The organism is Micromonospora sp. WMMD1128 (assembly GCF_027497235.1).
Taxonomy (GTDB): domain Bacteria; phylum Actinomycetota; class Actinomycetes; order Mycobacteriales; family Micromonosporaceae; genus Micromonospora.
In genome coordinates, this window is record NZ_CP114902.1 from 1373207 (window position 1) to 1393708 (window position 20502).

18 protein-coding genes are annotated in these 20502 nt (G+C 73.9%); 4 read left to right on the forward strand and 14 right to left on the reverse strand.

What is annotated here, in order from left to right:
* The first annotated feature begins 24 nt into the window (after window positions 1-24).
* Window positions 25-1266, forward strand: coding sequence for a PHB depolymerase family esterase (locus tag O7602_RS06670; protein WP_281587340.1), 1242 nt, complete (start codon window positions 25-27; stop codon window positions 1264-1266).
* A 70-nt stretch (window positions 1267-1336) separates the two neighbouring features.
* Here O7602_RS06670 and O7602_RS06675 read toward each other — a convergent pair whose 3' ends face one another.
* From O7602_RS06675 to O7602_RS06685, 3 genes are all read right to left on the reverse strand, one after another.
* Complete coding sequence (locus O7602_RS06675; RefSeq protein WP_281587341.1) at window positions 1337-2236, reverse strand: TIGR01777 family oxidoreductase; 900 nt, start codon at window positions 2234-2236, stop codon at window positions 1337-1339.
* A 93-nt stretch (window positions 2237-2329) separates the two neighbouring features.
* Window positions 2330-2752, reverse strand: coding sequence for a type II toxin-antitoxin system VapC family toxin (locus tag O7602_RS06680; protein WP_281587342.1), 423 nt, complete (start codon window positions 2750-2752; stop codon window positions 2330-2332).
* The gene (locus O7602_RS06685) at window positions 2742-3011 is read right to left on the reverse strand and encodes a type II toxin-antitoxin system prevent-host-death family antitoxin (RefSeq protein WP_281587343.1); all 270 of its coding nucleotides are present in this window, start codon (window positions 3009-3011) and stop codon (window positions 2742-2744) included. Before O7602_RS06685 ends, O7602_RS06680 begins: the two co-directional genes overlap by 11 nt.
* Window positions 3012-3047: 36 nt before the next feature.
* Between O7602_RS06685 and O7602_RS06690 the strand changes: the two genes are divergently transcribed.
* Entirely contained in the window at window positions 3048-3443 is a 396-nt protein-coding gene (locus tag O7602_RS06690) for a hypothetical protein (protein ID WP_281587344.1), read from the forward strand.
* Between the two features lie 22 nt (window positions 3444-3465).
* Here O7602_RS06690 and O7602_RS06695 read toward each other — a convergent pair whose 3' ends face one another.
* The 6 genes from O7602_RS06695 to lpdA all read right to left on the reverse strand — a co-directional run bounded on the left by O7602_RS06695 (window position 3466) and on the right by lpdA (window position 10805).
* On the reverse strand, window positions 3466-3990 hold the full coding sequence (locus tag O7602_RS06695; protein ID WP_281587345.1) for a DinB family protein: 525 nt from the start codon (window positions 3988-3990) through the stop codon (window positions 3466-3468).
* A complete protein-coding gene (locus O7602_RS06700) occupies window positions 3987-4997 on the reverse strand; it encodes an aldo/keto reductase (protein WP_281587346.1) in 1011 nt (336 codons plus the stop codon). The genes O7602_RS06695 and O7602_RS06700 overlap by 4 nt, the downstream gene beginning before the upstream one ends.
* 111 nt (window positions 4998-5108) lie before the next feature.
* The gene (locus O7602_RS06705; RefSeq protein ID WP_281587347.1) at window positions 5109-5987 is read right to left on the reverse strand and encodes an oxidoreductase; all 879 of its coding nucleotides are present in this window, start codon (window positions 5985-5987) and stop codon (window positions 5109-5111) included.
* Between the two features lie 86 nt (window positions 5988-6073).
* On the reverse strand, window positions 6074-7408 hold the full coding sequence (locus O7602_RS06710) for a low temperature requirement protein A (RefSeq protein WP_281587348.1): 1335 nt from the start codon (window positions 7406-7408) through the stop codon (window positions 6074-6076).
* A 91-nt stretch (window positions 7409-7499) separates the two neighbouring features.
* A complete protein-coding gene (sucB, locus tag O7602_RS06715; protein WP_281587349.1) occupies window positions 7500-9347 on the reverse strand; it encodes a 2-oxoglutarate dehydrogenase, E2 component, dihydrolipoamide succinyltransferase in 1848 nt (615 codons plus the stop codon).
* A 66-nt stretch (window positions 9348-9413) separates the two neighbouring features.
* Complete coding sequence (lpdA, locus tag O7602_RS06720) at window positions 9414-10805, reverse strand: dihydrolipoyl dehydrogenase (protein WP_281587350.1); 1392 nt, start codon at window positions 10803-10805, stop codon at window positions 9414-9416.
* A gap of 178 nt (window positions 10806-10983) precedes the next feature.
* Between lpdA and O7602_RS06725 the strand changes: the two genes are divergently transcribed.
* A complete protein-coding gene (locus O7602_RS06725; RefSeq protein ID WP_281587351.1) occupies window positions 10984-11313 on the forward strand; it encodes a hypothetical protein in 330 nt (109 codons plus the stop codon).
* Window positions 11314-11389: 76 nt separating this feature from the next.
* Here the strand turns inward: O7602_RS06725 and O7602_RS06730 are convergent, their stop codons facing one another.
* Window positions 11390-12958, reverse strand: a complete 1569-nt coding sequence (locus tag O7602_RS06730) for a leucyl aminopeptidase (RefSeq protein ID WP_281587352.1) — start codon at window positions 12956-12958, stop codon at window positions 11390-11392.
* Between the two features lie 165 nt (window positions 12959-13123).
* Between O7602_RS06730 and gcvT the strand changes: the two genes are divergently transcribed.
* The gene (gene gcvT, locus O7602_RS06735; RefSeq protein WP_281587353.1) at window positions 13124-14248 is read left to right on the forward strand and encodes a glycine cleavage system aminomethyltransferase GcvT; all 1125 of its coding nucleotides are present in this window, start codon (window positions 13124-13126) and stop codon (window positions 14246-14248) included.
* Window positions 14249-14258: 10 nt separating this feature from the next.
* On the opposite strand, the gene O7602_RS06740 is transcribed toward gcvT, so the two are convergent.
* The 4 genes from O7602_RS06740 to O7602_RS06755 form a co-directional block, all read right to left on the reverse strand.
* A complete protein-coding gene (locus O7602_RS06740; RefSeq protein WP_281587354.1) occupies window positions 14259-15551 on the reverse strand; it encodes a DUF2314 domain-containing protein in 1293 nt (430 codons plus the stop codon).
* 61 nt (window positions 15552-15612) lie between these two features.
* Window positions 15613-16386: an adenosylcobinamide-GDP ribazoletransferase gene (locus O7602_RS06745; RefSeq protein ID WP_281587355.1), complete on the reverse strand. Its 774-nt coding sequence runs from the start codon at window positions 16384-16386 to the stop codon at window positions 15613-15615.
* The gene (locus O7602_RS06750) at window positions 16376-18532 is read right to left on the reverse strand and encodes a bifunctional adenosylcobinamide kinase/adenosylcobinamide-phosphate guanylyltransferase (protein ID WP_281587356.1); all 2157 of its coding nucleotides are present in this window, start codon (window positions 18530-18532) and stop codon (window positions 16376-16378) included. Before O7602_RS06750 ends, O7602_RS06745 begins: the two co-directional genes overlap by 11 nt.
* A gap of 186 nt (window positions 18533-18718) precedes the next feature.
* Entirely contained in the window at window positions 18719-20398 is a 1680-nt protein-coding gene (locus O7602_RS06755) for a serine/threonine protein kinase (RefSeq protein WP_281587357.1), read from the reverse strand.
* Window positions 20399-20502 lie beyond the last annotated feature (104 nt).

Genomic DNA, 20502 nt, shown 5'->3' on the forward strand with positions numbered 1-20502 from the left:
CACATTCCATGATCGGGAGGTCCCGTGTCCCGCTCCTCATCCCTCATCGCCCGCCTCGCCGGGGCGGCGGCCGGGGTCGTCCTCGCCGCCGCCGGCGTCCTGGTCGCCGCGCTGCCCGCGCAGGCCGCCTCGCTGACCCAGGTCGGCGGATTCGGCTCCAACCCCGGCAACCTGACCATGTACGCCTACCGTCCGGACGGCCTGCCCGGCAACGCGCCCGCCGTGGTCCTGCTGCACGGCTGCACCCAGAACGCCGCCACCTACTTCGCCAACTCCGGCTGGCAGAAGTACGCCGACCAGTGGAAGTTCGCGCTGATCGTGGCGCAGCAACCATCAGGCAACAACGCCAACTCCTGCTTCAACTTCTTCGAGACCGGGGACACCGCCCGCGGCCAGGGCGAGGCGCTGTCGATCAAGCAGATGGTCGACTACGCGAAGTCGAACTACGGCACCGACGCCGGCCGGGTCTACGTCAGCGGCCTCTCCGCCGGGGGCGCGATGAGCGCCGTCATGCTCGCCACCTACCCCGACGTGTTCGCCGCCGGCTCGATCATCGCCGGCATCCCGTACCGCTGCGCCACCAGCATGGTCAACGCGTTCAGCTGCATGAACCCGGGCGTGGACAAGACCCCCGCCCAGTGGGGGGACCTGGTCCGCGGTGCGTACGCCGGATATTCCGGAGCGCGCCCCCGGGTGGCCATCTGGCACGGCACCAGCGACTACACGGTGGCGACGGCGAACGCGACCGAGTCACGGGACCAGTGGACGAACGTGCTCGGCGTGTCGGCGACCCCGACCAGCACATCCTCGCTGCCGGGCGGCACCAGCCTGGAGGTCTACGGCAACGACCGGGTCCGCCTCTACCGGGTCGCCGGCATGGGCCACGGCACCCCGGTCGACCCGGGCTCGGCCGCCGACCAGTGCGGCACCGCCGGGGCGTACTTCCTGGACACCATCTGCTCGACGTACCGGGACGCGATCTTCTTCGGTCTCGGAGGCGGCGGCGTCACGCCGAGCCCGACCCCGACGGCGACCGCGACCGCGACCGCCTCACCCACCCCGACCGCGTCGCCCAGCACGTCCCCGACCACCGCGCCGGTCTGCGTCACCGCCAGCAACTACGCGCACGTCGCGGCCGGTCGGGCCTACCAGTCCGGCGGGTACGCCTACGCGCTTGGGAGCGGCCAGCGGATGGGCCTCTACAACGTCTTCTACACCACCACGCTGAAGCAGACCGCCCCCAGCTACTGGGTCATCAACTGCTGACGCCATGCAAGGAGGGGCCCCCGCTTAACGCATTCTGCATAGGCGGGGGCCCCGCTTAACGCCCACCGGCTCAGCCGGCGAGGGCGACGCGCAGCGCGCCCGGCAGGTCCGGGTGCGTCCAGGTGAAACCGGCCTTGCCGAGCACCCCGGGCAGCACCCGGGTGCTGGTGAGCGCCTCGTGCGCGAACCCGCCGAGCGCCACCTTCAACGCCAACGCCGGAATCGGCATGATCGCCGGCCGGTGCAGCAGGCGGGCCAGTTCGCGGGTGAACTCGGCGTTCGTGACAGGCGCCGGCCCGACCACGTTGACCGGACCGGCCACGTCGTCGCGGGCCAGCAGGAACGCCAGCGCGTCCAGCCAGTCCGGCATCGAGATCCACGGCAGCCACTGCCGGCCATTGCCCAGCTTGCCGCCGACACCCAGCCGGAACGGCAGCAGTTGCGGCTTGAGCAGGCCGCCGTCGCGGTGCAGCGGCAGCCCGGTGCGCAGCCGCACCACACGTACCCCGGCGTCCTCGGCCGGTCGGGTCGCGGCCTCCCAGACCCGGCAGACGTCGGCCAGGAACCCCTCACCCGCCGGCGCGTCCTCCTCCACGACGCGGTCACCGGTGTTGCCGTACCAGCCGACCGCGGACGAGTTGAGCAGTGCCGCCGGCCGATCCACGGCCGGCAGGCCGGCGACCGTGATGGCGAGGGTGGTGGTGCTGTCCACCCGGCTGGTCCGGATCAGCTTCCGGTAGTCGTCGTTCCAACGCTTGTCGCCCACCCCCGCGCCGGCCAGGTTCACCACCGCGTCCGCGTCCGCGACCACCTGCGGGTCGAGCTGCGCGGCGGACGGATTCCACCGCCGTTCGTCCGGGGTGCGCGGCGCGCGGCGGACCAGACGGGTGACCTGATGGCCGTCCGCGGTGAGCCGGTCGACCAGTCGGGTGCCGAGGAAACCGGACGCGCCGGCCATGAGGATCCGCATGCTCACATCTTCGGGTACGCGGCGCGATCCGGATGCGTGGAGCGAAATCACTCACTCGTCACGCACGCACGGCTCTCTCCCGCCGGCGGGAGATCAGTCGATCGGTCTGGCGACCGTGCGAACGGTGATCAGATCGTCGAGCCCGACGAAGTCGGCCGGGTTGGTGGTGTAAAGGGGTAGGGCAGTGGTGTGCGCGACGGAGGCAATCATGAGGTCAGCGACCCGGCGTCGGGTGCCCCGTCCGGCAGCCCGCACGGCGGCGGAGACCAGGCCGAAGGCTCGTGCCGCCTCCGCGTCGAACGGAAGCGGCTCGAACGTCGACTCCACGTGCTGCAACACGCTCATGCGACGGGCCCGTTCGCGGGGATCGTCAGTGTGATGCGGGCCGGCTGAGAGTTCCGCCAAGGTGACTGCCGTGATCACCATTTCGTCGGGTAGCTCCGCCGCGCCCAACCTGCTCAGATGGATGACGATGTTCGTGTCGATCAAGCCGCGCTGGACACTGTCACCAGTCACGATTCAACAGATCCTGGTCGAACGTGGCATCGAGATCAGCGCGGAGACGAGCCTCGTCAAGCCGGGGGGCGCTGGCGAAGGCCGCAAGCACCTCGGCGCGAGGCACGAAGGTGCGCCGTCGGATCGGGATCAGCCGCCCGATCGGCGTTCCGTTGCGGGTGATCGTGAAGGACTCGCCGCGCTCAACTCCGCGCATGATGGCGCCGGAGTCGTTTCGCAGCTCGCGTTGGGTGATCTCCCGATGGGCATGCTCAGGCATGTCGTCAGCGTAACGAAAAGTGCTACGGTGTGCTACGTGCTGCGCCGTGTGAACACCCGATCTGATCCCGCGCTGCACGAGGTCGGCAGCCGCGCACGCACACAACCGCCGCCGCCCGCGATCGTGTTCGACGCGCTCACCGACCCCGACCGGGATCCCGCCCGCCCCTGGCTGGTGCTACTCGACGACGAGCAGCGGCCCCGGGTGCTGGAGGCCGCGTACCCGGAGTTGGTCGTCTGGTCGTCGCTCTGGCCCCGCCGGCCGGACGCCCGGGTGCGGTTCGAGCTTGCGTCCGACGGCCGGGCCGGCAGCCTCGTGCGTTGGCGGCTGCTGGCGGCCGAACCGCTGCCCGACGGCTCGCTCCTCGGCCACCTGCGCAAGCGGCTCAACCAACTGGTCAACGCCGACCTCCGCTACACCTTCGGCCAGTAGGCGTACGCGAGGCCGGTCGCCCTCATTCCCCGGTGCGGCCGTCGATGGCCTCGCGCATGATGTCGGCCTGGCCCAGGTGCCGGGCGTACTCGTCGATCATGTGGGTGAGCACCCACCGCAGCGATCGTTCGGCTCCGGTGCCCGGGGTGCGGCCGACCGTGTCCAGCGAGCGGGTGGCCGCGATCCGCCGGGACGCGGCCACCTCCTCCCGCCAGAGCGCGAACGTGCCCGGGCCGGTGGCGTCGGCGACGTCGTGGAACGGCGCGTCGAAGTCGTCGGTCAGGTCGAACAGGTCACCGGGGGAGGTGCCGGCGATTACGGCCTGGAAGTACCAGCGTTCGACAGTCGCCAGGTGACGGACCAGGCCGAGCAGCGACAACGCGGACGACGGCACCGGCCGCGACCGTAGCTGCTCGTCGGACAGGCCGTCGCACTTGCGCACCAGGGCATCCCGCTGGAAGTCCAGGAACGCGTCGAGCAGGGTCCGTTCGTCTGCCGTCGGCGGCAGGGCGAAGCGCCGGTCGGACGCCTTCGGCGCGACACTCACGCGGTCGCCGGAGCGGTGCGCAGGTCCGCGAGGAGGCGCTCCACCTCGGCGAACGCCGCCTGCGGCAGAGGCCCGTACGCAAGCGCGCCCAGGTTCTCCTCGGCCTGGCCGACGGTGCGGCAGCCGGGGATGGGCAGGGTCTGCGGGCTGCGGGCGAGCAGCCAACCCAGCGCGCCCTGGGCGAGGGTGCGGCCGTCGGCGGTGAGCGTCTCGCGGACCCGGGCCACCCGGTCGGCCCACTCGGCGCGCGGCACCCCACCGGCGAACCAGGTCAGCCACTCGGGCGCCACCCCGCGCACGTCGTCGCCGCCCCGGGCGGCCGGCGCGTCCTGGTACTTGGCGGTGAGCAGGCCCATCGCCAGCGGCCCCCGGTTGAGGCTGGCCAGGTCGAACTCCTCGCAGACCGCGAGCATCGCCGCGTTGTCCCGCAGCACCGACTGGTCGTGCTGGATCGCCGTGCAGTGCGGAGCCGCCTCCGCGAACGCCCGCGCCGACGCCGGGTCGTCGGTGCTCCAGCCGTACGCCCGGATCTTGCCCTCGGTGACCAGGCCCTCAAGCGTCTCCACCAGGTCCAACGCCTGCGGCACCGGCAGGCCGCCCAGGTGCAGCTGGTAGAGGTCGACGTGGTCGGTGCCGAGCCGGCGCAGCGAACCTTCCAGGCTGCGACGCGCGTAGTCGGGAGTGCCGTCCTCACCGGCGGCCTGCCGGGTCTCCTCGTCCGTGGGGTAGCCGAACTTGGTGGCGATCACCGCCTGCTCCCGGCGACCGGCGAGCGCGCGGCCGAGCACCCGCTCGCTGTGCCCCGCCCCGTAGTTGCTGGAGGTGTCGAAGAGGGTCGCGCCCAGGTCGAGCGCCCGGTGGACGGTGCGGACCGACTCGTCGTCGTCCACCTCGCCCCAGCCGAGCGGCTGCTCACCGGCCCAGAGCGGGCCGCCGATCGCCCAGCAGCCCATGCCGATGGCGCTGACCTCGATGCCGCTGCGGCCCAACCGTCGTGTCGTCGTCATGATCCCAGTGTCCTATCTAGAGTGCGCTCGAAGTCCAGTCGTTTCCGGCGAACGTAAGGAGGGGCCCCCGCTTAACGCATTTGGTAGAGGCGGGGGCCCCGCTTAACAACGTCAGACGGCGTCGAGGAGCGCCAGGGCCTCGGGGGAGAGGCGGAGCGCGGCGGCGGCGACGTTCTGCTCCAGGTGCGCCGGGTCGCCGGTGCCGGGGATGGCGAGCACGTTCGGGCCACGGCTCAGCACCCAGGCCAGCCGGACCTGGGCCGCGCTGACGCCGTGCTCCCGCGCCACCGCCAGCACCTCCGGGTGCTCCTCGCCGGTCGCCCCGGCCTCCCGCCCGCTGGTGACGATGGAGAAGAACGGCACGAACGCGGTGCCGTGCGCGGCGCAGTCCCGGATCAGCTCGTCGTGGCTCCGGCGGTAGCCGAGACCGTACGAGTTCTGCACGCACACCACCGGCGCGATGGTCCGCGCCTCGGCGACCTGGTGCGCGCGTACCGCGGAGACGCCGAGGTGCCGGATCAGCCCGGCGTCGACCAGCTCGGTGAGCGCGCCGAAGTGCTCGGCCAGCGGCTCCGGCCCGTGCACCCGGAGGTTCACCACGTCGAGGTGGTCCCGGCCGAGCTGGCGCAGGTTCTCCTCGACCTGGCCGCGCAGTTGCTCCGGCCGCGCCATCGGCAGCCACCCGCCGGACGGGTCCTTGCCCGGCCCGACCTTGCTGACGATGACCAGATCCTCCGGGTACGGCGACAATGCCCGGTTGATCAGCTCGTTGGCCGAGCGCAGCGGCGAGAAGTAGAACGCGGCCGTGTCGATGTGGTTGACGCCCAGCTCGACCGCGCGGCGCAGCACGGCGACGGCCCGGTCCCGGTCGCTGGGGCCGCCGTCGGCGTTCGCGGTCAGTCGCATCGCGCCGAGGCCGATCCGGTTGACGGTCCGGTCGCCGAGCTGCCAGGTGCCGGCCGCGCCGGCGGAAACGGTGTCGATGGTCATGCGGGTCCCCGTTCCTCGCGAAAGCCCCACGGTGGGGCCGGGAGGTGACACGCGGCGCCCGGGCAGCCGGTTCAACGCCGCGCCTGTCACTCGCCCTCGTCGCGGTCGTCGGGCTGCTCGTGCCAGCGGGCCCGCCAGGCCGCCTCGTGCGCCTCGTGGCTGGCCCGTTCCTCGAAGACCAGCTTGCGCAGCGCACGTCGGCCCGCATCGAAGACGATCACCTCGGCCGCCACCATACCCACCGTGATGACGGTCAGCAGCCCCATCGCGACCAGGCCCGGCACCCGCTGCGCGACGGGGACGGCCGCGCCGAGCAGCAGCACCGCCGCAACCCGGGTCCAGCTCAGCGTGCGGAGCGTCCGGGCCTGGAACAGCATGTTGCCGCAGATGTAGGCGGCCACCCCGCCGAAGAGCAGCGGTACGGCCGGCCCGTGCGCGGACTCGCTCGGGGGTACGTCGGGACTGGCGATGTCGTGCACGATCATTTCGGCGCCGAGCGCGAACAGGATGATGCCCGCGATCATCGGCAGGAACAGGTACGCGTACGCGTCCCGGGCCATCGCCACCCGCGGCCCGTCCCGGGCGGCGTGCAACGCGATCCGGGCGGCCGGCCCGACCATGTCGTAGTGCGCCCACCAGAGCGCGGCGGTGAAGAAGATGCCGAGCACCGCCGCCACCACGGCCGGCCAGGTGGGCGGCTGCCCGAGCAGGTTGCTGCCGACGCCGACCGAGATGACCGACTCACCGAGCGCGATGATCAGGATGAGGTCGTACCGCTCCGTCCAGTGCTCGGCGGAGGCGACGCCCCAGCCCCAGGTGCCGGCCAGGAGGCCGGTGCCGTACTGGAGCAGGACGACGGTCGCCCACAACCCGTCGCGGACCACGGCCGCCGACGTGAGACCGTCGATCTTCGGCGGTACCAGCGCGGCGACCAGCAGCAGCGCGGTGCTGCCGATCACCTCCGGGCCGAACCGGATCAGTTGCCGGCGTTCGTCCGGGCTGTCCCGCACCGCGTGCCGGTAGAGCAGCAGGTGCACCAGCCGCAGCACGGTGTAACTGATCGCGGCGACGATCGGCCCGGCGTCGTTGCCGCGGGGGTCGCGGAACGCGTTCGGCAGCGACAACGCGAACGTGAACAACGCGGCCATGCCGACCGTCATCAGCACCGGGACGAAACCCTCGCCGAGCCGAACCCGGGTGGCCACCACGCTGTGCACCACCCACGACCACCAGAGCACGGCGAGGACCAGCAGGGCGTGCAGCAGGGCGCCGCCGCTCACCTGGAGCGCGGTGGCCCGGGTGATGATGAAGAACGAGAAGACGAAGACCAGGTCGAAGAAGATCTCGAACCGGTCGACCCGGGCGCCCGGGGCCACCGGCACCGCCGGCCCGAGGCGCCCCCGCCACCCGTACCCGCCCACCGGCCGAGTCTGTCAGCGCGCGGCCGGCGGCGGGCCGGAAACAACGAAGGGGTACGCGGCGGTCGCCGCGTACCCCTTCGCGTGTCGTGCGTCAGAGGCCGAGCTCGGCCTCGAAGTTGCCGCCCTCCAGCCGCTCCTTGACCGCGGTCAGGAAGCGGGCGGCGTCGGCGCCGTCGATCAGCCGGTGGTCGTACGACATGGCCAGGTAGACCATCGACCGGACCGCGATGACCTCACCCAGATCCGGGTCGTTGACCACGACCGGCCGCTTCACCACCGCGCCCGTGCCGAGCATCGCCGACTGCGGCGACGGCACGATCGGGGTGTCGAAGAGCGCGCCCCGGCTGCCGGTGTTGGTGAGCGTGAAGGTCGCGCCGGCCATCTCGTCCGGCGTGATCTTGTTGGCCCGGGTGCGCTCGGCCAGGTCGGCGATCCGCTTGGCGATGCCGCCCATGTTGAGGTCACCGGCGTTGTGGATGACCGGCACGAGCAGCCCGCGCTCGGTGTCCACCGCGATGCCGAGGTGCTCGGCCGCCGGGTAGGTGATCGTGCCGCCGTCCAGGTCCATGCTGGCCTGGATGATCGGGTGGGTCTGGAGCGCCTCGACGGCGGCGAGCGCGAAGAACGGCAGGAAGGACAGCTTCACGCCGTGCTTGGCCTGGAACGAGTCCTTGGCCCGGGTGCGCAGCTTGGCGACCTTCGTGACGTCGACCTCGACGACGGTGGTCAGCTGCGCCGTCTCGTGCAGCGACTGCTGCATCCGCTTGGCGATGGTCGCCCGGATCCGCGGCAGCTTCTCCGTGGTGCCCCGCTTGCTGCTCGGCTGCGGCTTGGCGGCCGGCTGGGCCGGTGCCTGCGCCTGGGCGGCGGGCGCCGCCGGCTCGGCCTTGGCGGCCTTCGCCTTCTCGGCCGCCTCCAGCACGTCCTGCTTGCGGATCCGGCCACCCACGCCGGTGCCGTTGACCGAGCCCAGGTTCACGCCGTGCTCGGCGGCGAGCTTGCGGACCAGCGGCGTCACGTAGCCGGCGGCTTCCTCGCCGCCACCCTGAGCCGGGGCGGTCGGCCGCTGCGGCGCGGCGGCCGGCGCGGACGGCTGGGCCGCCTGCTCGGCCTTGGCCGGCTCGGCGGCCTGCTCCGCCTCGGCGGACGGCTCGTTGTAGGACATGCCCGGGGTCGGCTCCTGGACCTTCGGCTCGGGCTTCGGCTCCGCCTTGGGCTCCGGCTCGGGCTTCGCCTCCGCCTTGGGCTCGGGCTTCGGCTCGGGCTTCGCCTCGGCGGGCGCCGCGCCGGCCGCGCCGACGATCGCCAGTACGCCGCCGACCTCGGCGGTCTCGTCCTCGGGGACCTTGATCTCCAGCACGGTGCCGGCGACCGGGGACGGGATCTCGGTGTCCACCTTGTCGGTGGAGACCTCCAGCAGCGGCTCGTCCACCTCGACGGTCTCGCCGACCTGCTTGAGCCAGCGGGTGACCGTACCCTCGGTGACGCTCTCGCCGAGCGCCGGCATGGTCACCGGCGTACCCTCGCCGGACGACGCGGCGGGCTGGGCCGGCTCCTCGACGGCCGGCTGCTCCGCCTCGGCCCCGGGCTCCGCGGCGGCCTGCGCGGCCTGCTCCGGCTCCGGGCCGGTGCCCTCGGCGGCGGCCGTCGGCTCGGTGGCCGGCTCGGCCTCCTCCTTCGGGGCGGCGCCCGCGTCCTCGCCCTCGCCGGCGATGACCGCCAGCTCGCTGCCGACCTCGGCGGTCTCGTCCTCACCGACGACGATCCGGCTCAGCACGCCCGCCGCGGGCGACGGGATCTCGGTGTCGACCTTGTCGGTCGACACCTCCAGCAGGGGCTCGTCGACCTCGACGGTGTCACCCTCCTGCTTGAGCCAGCGCGTGACGGTGCCCTCGGTGACGCTCTCGCCGAGCCGGGGCATGGTGACCGATACCGGCATGTTCTCCAGACTCCTTCATTCCCCTGGTGGGATCATCGCCCGTCGCCGGACGCCGCGGTTGTCGTGTCAGGCGTGCGCGTGCAGCGGCTTGCCGGCCAGGGCCAGGTGCGCCTCGCCCAGGGCCTCGTTCTGGGTCGGGTGGGCGTGCACCAGCTGCGCCACCTCGGCCGGGTACGCCTCCCAGTTGTAGATGAGCTGCGCCTCGCCGATCAGCTCACCGACCCGGGCGCCGACCATGTGCACACCGACGACCGGGCCGTCGTCCACCCGGACCAGCTTCACGTGGCCGGCGGTCTTGAGGATCTGGCTCTTGCCGTTGCCGCCGAGGTTGTAGTTGTAGGTCTTGACCTTGTCGGCACCGTACTGCTCCTTGGCCTTCGCCTCGGTCAGGCCGACCGAGGCGAGCTCCGGGTCGCAGTAGGTGACGCGCGGGATGCCTGCTTCGTCGATCACGGCGGGGGTCTTCCCGGCGATCTCCTCGGCGACGAAGATGCCCTGCTGGAAGCCGCGGTGCGCGAGCTGGAGGCCGGGCACGATGTCACCGACCGCGTAGACGTTCGGCACGCTTGTGCGCAGCCGCTCGTCGGTCAGCACGTAGCCGCGGTCCATCTTGACGCCCTGCTCCTCGTACCCGAGGTCGGCGGTGTTCGGGCCGCGACCGACGGCGACCAGCAGCAGCTCGGCCTCGACCGCGTCGCCACCCTGGATGGTCAGCTTGACGCCCTTGTCGGTCTTCTCGACCTTCTCGAACGGCTTGCCGACCTTGAAGTTGATCTTCCGCTTGCGGAACGCCCGCTCCAGCGCCTTCGACGACTCCTCGTCCTCGGCCGCGACCAACCGGGGCAGCGCCTCGACGATTGTCACGTCGACCCCGAAGGACTTCCAGACGCTCGCGAACTCGACGCCGATCACGCCGCCGCCGAGCACGATCGCCGACGACGGGACCCGGTCCAGGGTCAGCGCGTGGTCGCTGGTGATGATCCGCTCGCCGTCGACCTCCAGGCCGGGCAGGCTCTTCGCGTACGAGCCGGAGGCCAGCACGATGTTGCGACCGGTGTAACGCTTGCCGTCGACCTCGACCACGTTCTTGCCGACCAGCTTGCCGTGGCCCTCGACGATGGTGATCGCCTTGTTGCTCTTGAGCATCCCCTGCAGGCCCTTGAACAGGCGGGCGACCACGCCGTCCTTGTACGAGTTGACCGCCGCCATGTCGATGCCCACCAGCTCGGCCTTCACGCCGAACTGCTCGGACTCGCGGGTCTGGTCGGCGACCTCGGCGGCGTGCAGCAACGCCTTGGTGGGGATGCAGCCGTTGTGCAGGCAGGTGCCGCCGAGCTTGCCCTTCTCGATGAGCGCGACGGAGAGATCCAGCTGGGCGGCACGCAGCGCCGCCGCGTAGCCGCCGCTACCACCTCCGAGGATGACGATGTCGAAGGTCGTGTCGTTCGGCTCGCTCACATCCAACTCCCAGGTCGCGTCACTGCATCGGGGGTTACGGCGGGGTAACAGGCACACCCCACCTCGGTCATCTTGTCACCACCGACGGCCGAGCGCGTACCGAGGTGCCCAACGACACGTCGGCGACACGTACGCTTGGCACCGTCTTCGATGACGTTCCGGGGGAGGAGTGGGTCCGGTGGCGCTGTTCCGACGACGCAAGCGGGTGGCCGCGGTGAGCCGCGACCGCGCTGCCGAACGCGCCGATCTGGACCACCTTGAGAACTTCGTCCGCACCCGGCGGGGCGTCGAGGCATTCCTCGAACCGCGGACCACTGTCACCGAGACCACAGTCATCCTGATCGCCGACGACGGCGAGTGGACGCGGCGGCGGGTCGGCAGCCCGGAGGACGCCCGTCGCTGGGCGCACAAGACCGCCATCCCGATCTACGACGTCCGCCTGATGGGCTACCCCCAGCGGATGCGCGACTACAACGAGCGCCGCAAGCGCCGCCCCGAGCTCTTCTGAGCGCCGCCGGCCGCCAGGTGTTAAAAGGGGCCCCCGCCTATGCGGAATGCGTTAAGCGGGGGCCCCTCCTTACCCCTCAGCCGTTGGCGGCTACGTCGTCCACCAGCGCTAGCAGGGTTCGCACCGGCACGCCGGTGCCGCCCTTCGTCAGGTAGCCGGTGGGCTCGCCCGAGTGGTAGCCGGGGCCGGCGATGTCGATGTGCGCCCAGGCCACCTCGTCGGCGACGAACTCGCGCAGGAAGACCCCGCCCTGGAGCATGTGCCCGGCCCGGTCCATGCCGGCGTTGACCTGGGAGATGTCGGCCACGTCGGACTCCATGCCCTTGCGCACGTCGTCCGGCAGCGGCATCGGCCAGGCCGGCTCGCCGGTCGCGTCGCCGGCCACCCGCACCCGCTCGCACAGCTCCGGGCTGCCCATCACGCCGGCGATCCGCTTGCCCAGCGAGATCACCTGGCCGCCGGTGAGCGTCGACGTCTCGAACAGGTAGTCGGTGCCGTCGGAGCAGGCCCGGGCGATGGCGTCGGCCAGGACCATCCGGCCCTCGGCGTCGGTGTTGAGCACCTCGACCTTCTTGCCGTTGAACATGGTGATCACGTCGCCCGGCCGGTAGCTGGTGCCCGACGGCATGTTCTCCGCCATCGGGAGGTAGCCGGTGACCGTCACAGACGGCTTGAGCGCCGCCACCGCCAGCATGGCCGCGCCGACCGCCGCCGCGCCGGCCATGTCCGACTTCATCTCCCACATGCCCTGCGCCGGCTTGATCGAGATGCCGCCGGTGTCGAACGTGATGCCCTTGCCGACAAGCGCGACCCGCTTGCCGTTGCCGCCGCCGGCCGGCGTGTACGTGAGCTTCACCAGCCGCGGCGGCGCCTCCGAGCCCTGGCCGACGGCGATGATGCCGCCGTAGCCACCGGCGGCCAGCGCCGCCTCGTCCAGCACCTCGACGTCGAGCCCGGCCTCCCGGGCGGCGGTCGCCACCGCGTCGGCGAACGCCGGCGGGCGCAACTCGTTCGGGGCGGTGTTGACCCAGTCCCGGCTGGTCCGCACCGCGCCGGCCACCGCCTGCGCCCGGGCCACCTCGGCCTGGGCGGTCGCGTCGGCGGCGTCCGGCACCGCGACCAGCACCTCCGCCACCGGCTCCCGGCGGGTCGGCTGCGGCTTGGTCTTGTAACCGGCGAACCGGTAACCGCCGAGCAGCGCGCCCTCGGCGACCGCGCGCAGCGCGGCCGGGGCATCGGCGTCGTCGGGCAACGGCAGGGCGAGGGCGACCCGCGGCGAGCCGGCCAGCGCCCGCACCGCCGCGCCGGCGGCCCGGCGCAGGGACTCGGGGGCGGGCGCGGCGCCGGCGGGCTCCGGGCCTAGCCCGACGGCGACGACCACCGGGGCGGTCACCGTGCCGAGCGTGGCCAGCTTGATCACCTCGCCCGGGCCACCTGTCGCGCCGAGCAGGGCCAGCGTCTCGGTCAGCTTTCCGTCGAACGCGGCGGCGATGCTCTCCGCGCCGCTGGCCAGCAGCAGGGCGGCGGCGGGTGAGCCGTCGCCCGGTTCGGTGGTCTGGCTGTGCACGCCGATCACGATCGCGTCGACGGCGAGTTCGGCGGGGTCGGTGTCGACCAGGCTGAGGGTGGTACGGGGCGATGTCACGAAAGCTACTCCGGGCGGGCCGGGCCGGCCGCGTCGTCGCGTACCGGCGATGAAGGTCTCTCCGGCGGCAACCTACCCGCCGGAAGCGTGGCTGTCCCGCCGATGCGCTCCGACGGGATCCCGCCGATGCTAACCACCAGGGGCCCGGCCGGTAAGTTGCCACCCATGACCGAGGTGACCCCCGCCGCCGCCGAGACCCGGCTGCGCCGTTCCCCGCTGCACGAGCGACACACCGCGCTCGGCGCGAAACTCGCCCCCTTCGGCGGCTGGCAGATGCCGCTCGAGTACGCCGGTGGCGGCGTGCTCAAGGAGCACACGGCCGTGCGTACCGGGGCGGGTGTCTTCGACGTCTCGCACCTGGGCAAGATCCGGGTCGCCGGGCCCGGCGCGGCGGACTTCGTCAACGCCTGCCTGACCAACGACCTCGGCCGGATCGCGCCCGGCCAGGCCCAGTACACGCTCTGCTGCGACGACGCCACCGGCGGCGTGGTGGACGACATCATCGCCTACCTGCACGCCGACGACGACGTCTTCCTGGTGCCGAACGCGGCGAACACCGCCGAGGTGGCCCGCCGGTTGCGCGCCGCCGCGCCGGCCGACGTGACCGTCACCGACGAGCACGAGGCGTACGCGGTGCTCGCCGTCCAGGGGCCCGGCTCGGCGGACCTGCTCACCGGGCTCGGCCTGCCCACCGGGCACGACTACATGAGCTTCTCCGCCGCCACGCTGGGCGGCGTCGAGCTGACCGTCTGCCGCACCGGCTACACCGGCGAGCTGGGCTACGAGCTGGTAGTACCCGCCGAACACGCGGTCGCGGTCTGGGACGCGCTCTTCGCCGCCGGGCCCGACGTGCGCGCCTGCGGCCTGGCCGCGCGGGACACGCTGCGCACCGAGATGGGATACCCGCTGCACGGGCAGGATCTCTCCCCGGAGATCACCCCGGTGCAGGGCCGCTCCGGCTGGGCGGTGGGCTGGGACAAGCCGGCCTTCTGGGGCCGGGACGTGCTGCGCGCCGAGAAGGCCGCCGGCCCGGCCCGTACGCTGCGCGGCCTCGCCGCGGTGGATCGGGCCATCCCGCGCCCCGGCATGACCGTGTACGCCGGTGACCGGCAGGTCGGCGTGGTCACCAGCGGCACGTTCAGCCCGACGCTCAAGCACGGCATCGCGCTCGCCCTGGTCGACACCGACCCGAAGCTGCCCGACGGCGAGGAACTGGCGGTGGACATCCGCGGTCGCCGCGCCCGGATGCGCCTGACCAGGCCGCCGTTCGTCAAGCCCTCGGTCCGCTGAGACGCCCGGGTCAGTCCTCGCGCAGGCGTTCGCCGGCGTCCAGGACGGCCTGGGTCCAGCCGCCCTCCAGCACGCCGGTGCCGTCCAGGACGGCCCAGTCGACCACGTCGGACGCCTCGACCACGACCGGCGAGCCGATCCGTACGCTCGGGTCGCTGTTGGCGTCGGTGGCGCTCGCGCCGACGATCCGTTCCGGGGCGTCCCACGAGGTGACGCCGGCCCAGACGTACTCCGGGCCGTCGTCGCCGGGCAGACCGTACTTGACCACGAGCTGGCTCTCCGAAGGCAGCCCGCCGGCGAGGAACCGGGCCCGGATGTCGCCGAGCGCGGCCCGGGCGGTCGCGACCGCCCGGCTCATCGCGTCACCGGTGCGGGCGTACCGGACGTCGGGCTGGATGCCGTCGAACAGTGTCGCGCAGGCGGCGGCGAAGTAGCGGCCCGGCGGCCCGGGATGCCCGGGCGGCGGGTTGAGGCTGAGGAACGAGTCGGCGTCCGGGTCGGTGGCCGGGTCCAGCTCCAGGCGCAGCAGCACCGGCGCCGTCGCGCCGTGCTGCTCCGGGTTGCCGTACGCCACCGCGATGTCGTGCCCGGTCACCGTGGCCAGCACCGGGAGCTGCACGAACGCCGGCACCTCCTCGCCGGTCAGCCCGTCGGTCCAGTCCCGCAGCAGCCGCCGGGCCGCCCCGGTCATCACCGCGCCCCAGGCCCGGGTGAGGTGGTCCGGCACGCCCTGGGCCTGTAACTCCAGCAGCCCGAAGCGGCGCAGCCCCTTGGTGGTGAACCAGAGCCCGTCGGCGTCGGAGGAGTAGGGCACCAGCACCCAGTCGACGAGCCGGATCCGGCCGTGCTCGTCCGGGAGGGAGCGCAGCGCGGTCGCCGGGTCGAGGAACTGGAGCCCGAACACGTCCACCACGTCCCCGCCGACCGTCTCGGCGACCGCCGCGGCGACCGCCCGGGCCGCCCACTCGTGCGCCGGCGGCCAGCCCGGCCGGTATTCGGCCTGCACCACCACCAGGTGGGTGGCGGCGGCCAGCCGGGCGAGTTGCTCCTCGGTGGCGCCGAACGCGGCGAGCAGGTCCGGCGGCAGCTCGGGGAACTCGTCGACGGTGCGCGTGTCCACGCTCATCAGGGGGCTGTCGAGCATCTGCCGGGCCAGCCCGTACACCGGGGCGGCGAGCCGGCCGGCCAGCCCCTCCACCGCCGTCTTCGGACTCACCCGGGGCAGCCCGTCGATCGGCACCAGGTAGGTCGCGTCGAGCGACTCCGGCACCGGTACGGGCAGGAAGTCGTCCGTGATGAGCATGCCGTCTCCCTCGACCCGCCGGTGCACTCACCCGAACGCTACCCGCCCGACCGGGCACGGTTCAGGCGGTCAGCACCAGTCCCAGGTAGGACAGCGTGGTGACGACCTCGACCAGGGCGCCGAGGACGTCGCCGGTGATGCCGCCGAAGCGGCGTACCAGGTGCCGCAGGAGCCCGGCCGCGACGGCGAGCGCGCCGAGCACGGCGAGCGGCCCCTGCCACGGGCGGCCCGGCACCGCGGGCGCGGCAAGCAGCGTCACGGCGAGCGCGCCGACCGCCAGGGCGCCCCACCCGACCGTGCCGGCCACCAGCGCGCCCAGCCCGTCCGGCCGGGCCGCCGGCACCCCGCGGCGACACGCCAGGCCGGCGGCGAGCCGCCCGGCCGCGGTGGCCGCGACCACCCCGGCGAGCGCCGCCGGCGCGTCCCGCCCGGCCAGCTCCGCCAGCACGGCGGTCTGGAGCAGGAGTACGACGACGAGCGCGACCACCCCGAACGGCCCGACGTCCGGCTGCTTCATGATCGCCAGCGCGGCCGGCCCCCGCCGGTACGAGCCGAGCGCGTCCACGGTGTCGGCCAGCCCGTCCAGGTGCAGGCCGCGGGTCAGCAGCGCGCCCAGCCCGACCGTGACCCCGGCGGCGACCAGGGGCGGCGCCAGCGCCCCGGCCAGCAGCAGCGCCCCGCCGAGCGCCGCGCCGAGCAGCGCGCCGACGGCCGGGGCCAGCGCCATCGCGTTGCCGGCCGTGACCCGGTCGACCCGGCCGGTGCGGACCGGCGCGGTGGTGAACGTGGTGAGCGCCAGCCGGACGCCGTCGGCGAGCCGGGGCTCAGTCGGCACGTCGGCCGGGCGTGACCGGCTCGTCGGACCCGATCGTGGTCGGACCCGGCCCGGCCGGCGCCGGCTCGCCGAACGCCGGCTCGCCGAACGCCGGCTCGCCGAACGCCGGCTCGCCGAACGCCGGCTCGCCGGACTCGGGTTCGCCGGACTCGGGCTCGCCGAACGCCGGTTCGGCGGGCTCCGGCGCGTACGCCGGGGTGGACGGCTCGGGCTCGGCGTAGCTCTCGTCCTCGGCGCCGCCCAGCGACGGGTGCACCGGCAGGGTGGCGGCGAGCGTGAGCGCCGCGCGCAGCAGCGGCAGGGCGGCCAGCGCGCCCGCCCCCTCGCCCAGGTCGAGGCGCAGATCCAGCAACGGCGTCAGGCCGAGCACGTCGGCGGCGAGCCGCACGCCGGGACGGCCGCCGTGGTCGGGCAGCAGGCACCAGTGCCGCGCCTGCCCGGCGAGGTCCCGGCTGACCATGCCGGCGGCGGTGCCGACCGGACCGTCGAGCAGCACCGGAACCCGCCGGGCGGTCGCGCCGAGCAGCACGCCGGTGGCCATCGCGATGTCGCCGCCGCCCAGCTCGGCCAGGACGTCCTTGGCCTCCCGGGGGGAGCGCCGGGTGCGGTGCAGCGCGTCCCGGACGGCCGCGCAGCGGACCATCCAGGCGTTGTCGTCGATCTCGCCCTGCTCGGTCACCACGCGGCCGAGCACCGCCGGCGGCTCCGCGCCGGCGGTGGCCGCCAGCACCGCCGCGGCGGCTGCCTCGGCGCCGGCCCCGCAGGCCGCCAGCACCAACAGTTGTACGCCCGCGTCGGCGGCCTGCTCGGCCAGCCGCCAGCCGTAGCGCAGTGCCGCCTCGACCTGGTCCTCGGGAAGCGCCGGCCCGTCCTCGAACGGTGCCGACGTGGGCGCCTCGACGACCTGGAGGCTCGCGCCGTTCTCGGCGGCCAGCCGGGCCAGCGCGCCCCGGCCGGCGCGGGCCTGCCGGGCGCGGCGGGCCGACTCGCCGGCCACCGTGCCGGCCGACGCCCCACCGGAGTGGTCGCCGTGCAGCAGCAGCACCCGCACGCTGTCCCACGGGCGCGGGGTCGAGGTGCCCTGGGTGGCGGCGGCGAAGCCGACCACCTGCTCCAGCACGCCGAGACCGGCGCCGGGCAGGTCCAGGGTGGCCAGCCGGTCGACCGCCTGCGGGCCGGTGTAGTCGTCGGGCATCGGCAGTTCCATGCCCGGCTGGATGACCAGGCCGGTGGCGATCATCGGCAGCGCCATGGTGGGCGCCGCCCAGTCGCCGGCGTCGGCCGTGTCGGCCTGCGCCGGGGCCGGCGTCGGGCTCGCGGTGGGGGTGAGCACCTCTGGCAGCGGCGCGTCCGCTACGTCGCCCTCCGGTCGATGCTCGGTGGACGCGGTTGGCTGGTCAAGCCCGGGCCACGCCGGGACGTCCGCCCCAGCGGGTCCGGCCGGGACGCCGAGGACGACCTGGTCCGGTGCGCCCTGGCCCTGGTCCGGTGCGCCCTGGTCCGGCGGAGCGTGCTGTGCCGGCGGGGTCGGTACGGGCTGTGCCGGTGCGGCGTGGGCGTGCTGTGTCGGCTTGGCCTGGACCGGCGGTGCCGGTGCGGCGGCGGGCTTGAGCCAGGCGGTCTGCCCGGCCACCACGAGCGCGACCGCGTCGCAGGCGTCGGCCACCGCCCGGTTGGTCGCGCCCAGCGCGTCGGTGAATGCCCGGCCCAGCGGGGTGGTGGGCACCAGGGACAGGCCCACCTCCGGGCTGACCAGCACCAGCCGCGCCTCGCTCGCCCGCACCGCCGCGGCCAGCTCGGCGATGGTGGCGGTGTCGTCGGCCGGCTGGTGCGCCGGGTCGAGCAGCACGGTGACCCAGCCGCCCAGGTCGTCCACGAGCAGCGTGTCGTTCGGGCCGGCGGCGCCGATCACCTCGACCAGCCGGCCCGGGTCCGCCGCGGTCTCCTCGGTGGTCCAGCTCCCCGGCCGCCGGGCCCGGTGCGTCGCGAGGCGGGCCGCCCACTCGGTGTCGTCGGGCTCCCCGGCGGGGGCGGTCGCCACGTAGCGGACCATGGGCGCGTCGGCGACCAGGGACTCGGCGAACCCGGACTTGCCGGAGCGGATACCGCCGAGCACCAGGAGGGTGTGCCACCCGTCAACGGACATGCCCGTACCTTAGTTCGCCCGCTCCGGGTCCGGGCACCTCGCCCCAGGGCTCGCGACCCCGCAAGATCCACTCCAGGTCGGCGAGGTGGGGGCATCGGTGTGCCGTTGACCCCGCCACGTCGACGGAGTGGAGTGGATCTTGCGATTGGCGGGCCATCGTGCGACCGCGGTCGTTCGGCCGGAACCTCAGCCGCAGTGCTCGAAGGCGCTGCCGTAGGACGCGCCGCCGGTCGAGCCGCCCCACTTCACGCAGACGCCGGCGGCGGTGGCGCGCACCGGGCCGGCGTAGTAGCTGTACCCGCCGCTCTCGGTCTGCCGGCCCTTGCCCTTGACCTGCAGGTACGTGCTGACGGTGGTGACCTGCCCGACGCCGGCGTCCTTGAGCGTCACCACGCAGTTGGCCCCGGCCGCGGTGCTGTAGAGCAGGTAGACCCGCCCCTGCCGGACCCCGTCCCTGGTCAGGGTGGCCGAGTCGATCACCCGGTAGCCGCCGCCGCACACCTGGACGGCGGTGTACGGGTTCGGCTGCGGGGCCGCCGTCGGGTCCCCGGTCGGCGTGGGCGCACCGGTGCTCGGCTCGCCTCCGGCCGGTTCGCCGGCCGGCGGCGCGGCCCGGCCCGGGGTGGCCGACGGCGACCGGCTGGGCCGCCCGATGCGGCTCGCGCCCGGAGTCGCCGGTCCGGCGCCGCTCGGGGACACCGGCGTCACGGAGCCGGGGACCGCGGACTCACCCGCGAGCACGGTCGGCTCCGCCCCCGGCGACGGGTCGTCGGGGGAGCGGAGCGCCGCCACGACCACGGCCGTCAGCACCGCGACCACCACCAGGCCGCCGGCCCCGACAAGCGCCATCGACCGCCGCCCGGGTCGCGCCGGCTCCCTCCGCGTCCCGGGTCCGCCGTCCGGCCCGGGCGGGACATTCGTGCCGAGCGCCGCTTCGCCGGCCCCGGCCGCCGTACGGTCGTCCGCCTCGGACGCCGACGGTCCCGGGCCGCTCACCGCCCACGGCGGGCGCGGCGGGGCCGGTACGCCCGCGAGGGTGGCGTCCCGGGCGTCCCGCGCGCCCTCGGCCAGGGTCACCGCGGTCGGGAAGCGGTCGCGCGGGCTCTTCGCCAGCGCCCGCGCGATCACCTCGACCACCGCCGGGGGTGTGGCCGGCGGCAGCGGCGCCGGCTCGTCCTGCACGTGCCGCATCGCCACCTGGATCGGGTGGTCACCGTGGAAGGGCGGCCGGCCGGCCAGGCAGTAGTACGCGACCGCGCCGAGCGCGTAGACGTCGGTGGCGGGCGAGACGGGCTGGCCGGACGCCTGCTCCGGGGACATGTACGAGGCGGTGCCGAGCACCATGTGGGCGGCGGTGAGGCCGGCCATGGTGTGGGCCCGGGCCAGGCCGAAGTCGACGAGCACCACCGTGCCGTCCCGCTTGACCAGCAGGTTTCCCGGCTTCACGTCGCGGTGCACGATGCCGGCGAGGTGGGCGGCGTGCAGCGCCTGCGCGGCCTGTGCCACCACCGACATGGTGGACGCCGGGTCGAGCCGGCCGGCCTGCCGCACCCAACTCGTCAGCGGGCGCCCGTCCACGTACTCCATCACCAGGTAGCTGACCCGGCTGTCGTCGGCGAGCGTGGCGGAGCCGAAGTCGTGGACCTGCACGATGCCGGGGTGGCGCAGCGCGGCGAGCATCCGGGCCTCGGCGTGGAAGCGGGTGGTGAACTCCGGATCGGCGAGCAGCGAGGGCAGCATCACCTTCACCGCGACGACGCGACCGAGCAGCGTGTCCGTGCACTTCCACACGGTGCCCATGCCGCCGGTGGCGACGCGCTCGTCCAGTCGGTAGCGGTCGCTGAGCACCACTCCTGAAGTCAGCACCGCGTCACCGTACCGGCCCCGTCGATATGGCGGCGGGCCGTCGCGCGGACGGCCGACTAGGCTTGCGGGGGTTTGGCGTCCCACGGGACGACGGCGGCGAGGGG

Excerpts from the sequence above, each read along its gene's own strand:
- O7602_RS06675 (WP_281587341.1), bottom strand. The coding sequence starts at position 2,236 with ATGCGGATCCTCATGGCCGGCGCGTCCGGTTTCCTCGGCACCCGACTG.
- O7602_RS06750 (WP_281587356.1), bottom strand. The coding sequence starts at position 18,532 with ATGTCCGTTGACGGGTGGCACACCCTCCTGGTGCTCGGCGGTATCCGC.
- O7602_RS06740 (WP_281587354.1), bottom strand. The coding sequence starts at position 15,551 with ATGCTCATCACGGACGACTTCCTGCCCGTACCGGTGCCGGAGTCGCTC.
- gcvT (WP_281587353.1), top strand. The coding sequence starts at position 13,124 with ATGACCGAGGTGACCCCCGCCGCCGCCGAGACCCGGCTGCGCCGTTCC.
- O7602_RS06705 (WP_281587347.1), bottom strand. The coding sequence starts at position 5,987 with ATGACCATCGACACCGTTTCCGCCGGCGCGGCCGGCACCTGGCAGCTC.
- sucB (WP_281587349.1), bottom strand. The coding sequence starts at position 9,347 with ATGCCGGTATCGGTCACCATGCCCCGGCTCGGCGAGAGCGTCACCGAG.
- O7602_RS06685 (WP_281587343.1), bottom strand. The coding sequence starts at position 3,011 with ATGCCTGAGCATGCCCATCGGGAGATCACCCAACGCGAGCTGCGAAAC.
- O7602_RS06700 (WP_281587346.1), bottom strand. The coding sequence starts at position 4,997 with ATGACGACGACACGACGGTTGGGCCGCAGCGGCATCGAGGTCAGCGCC.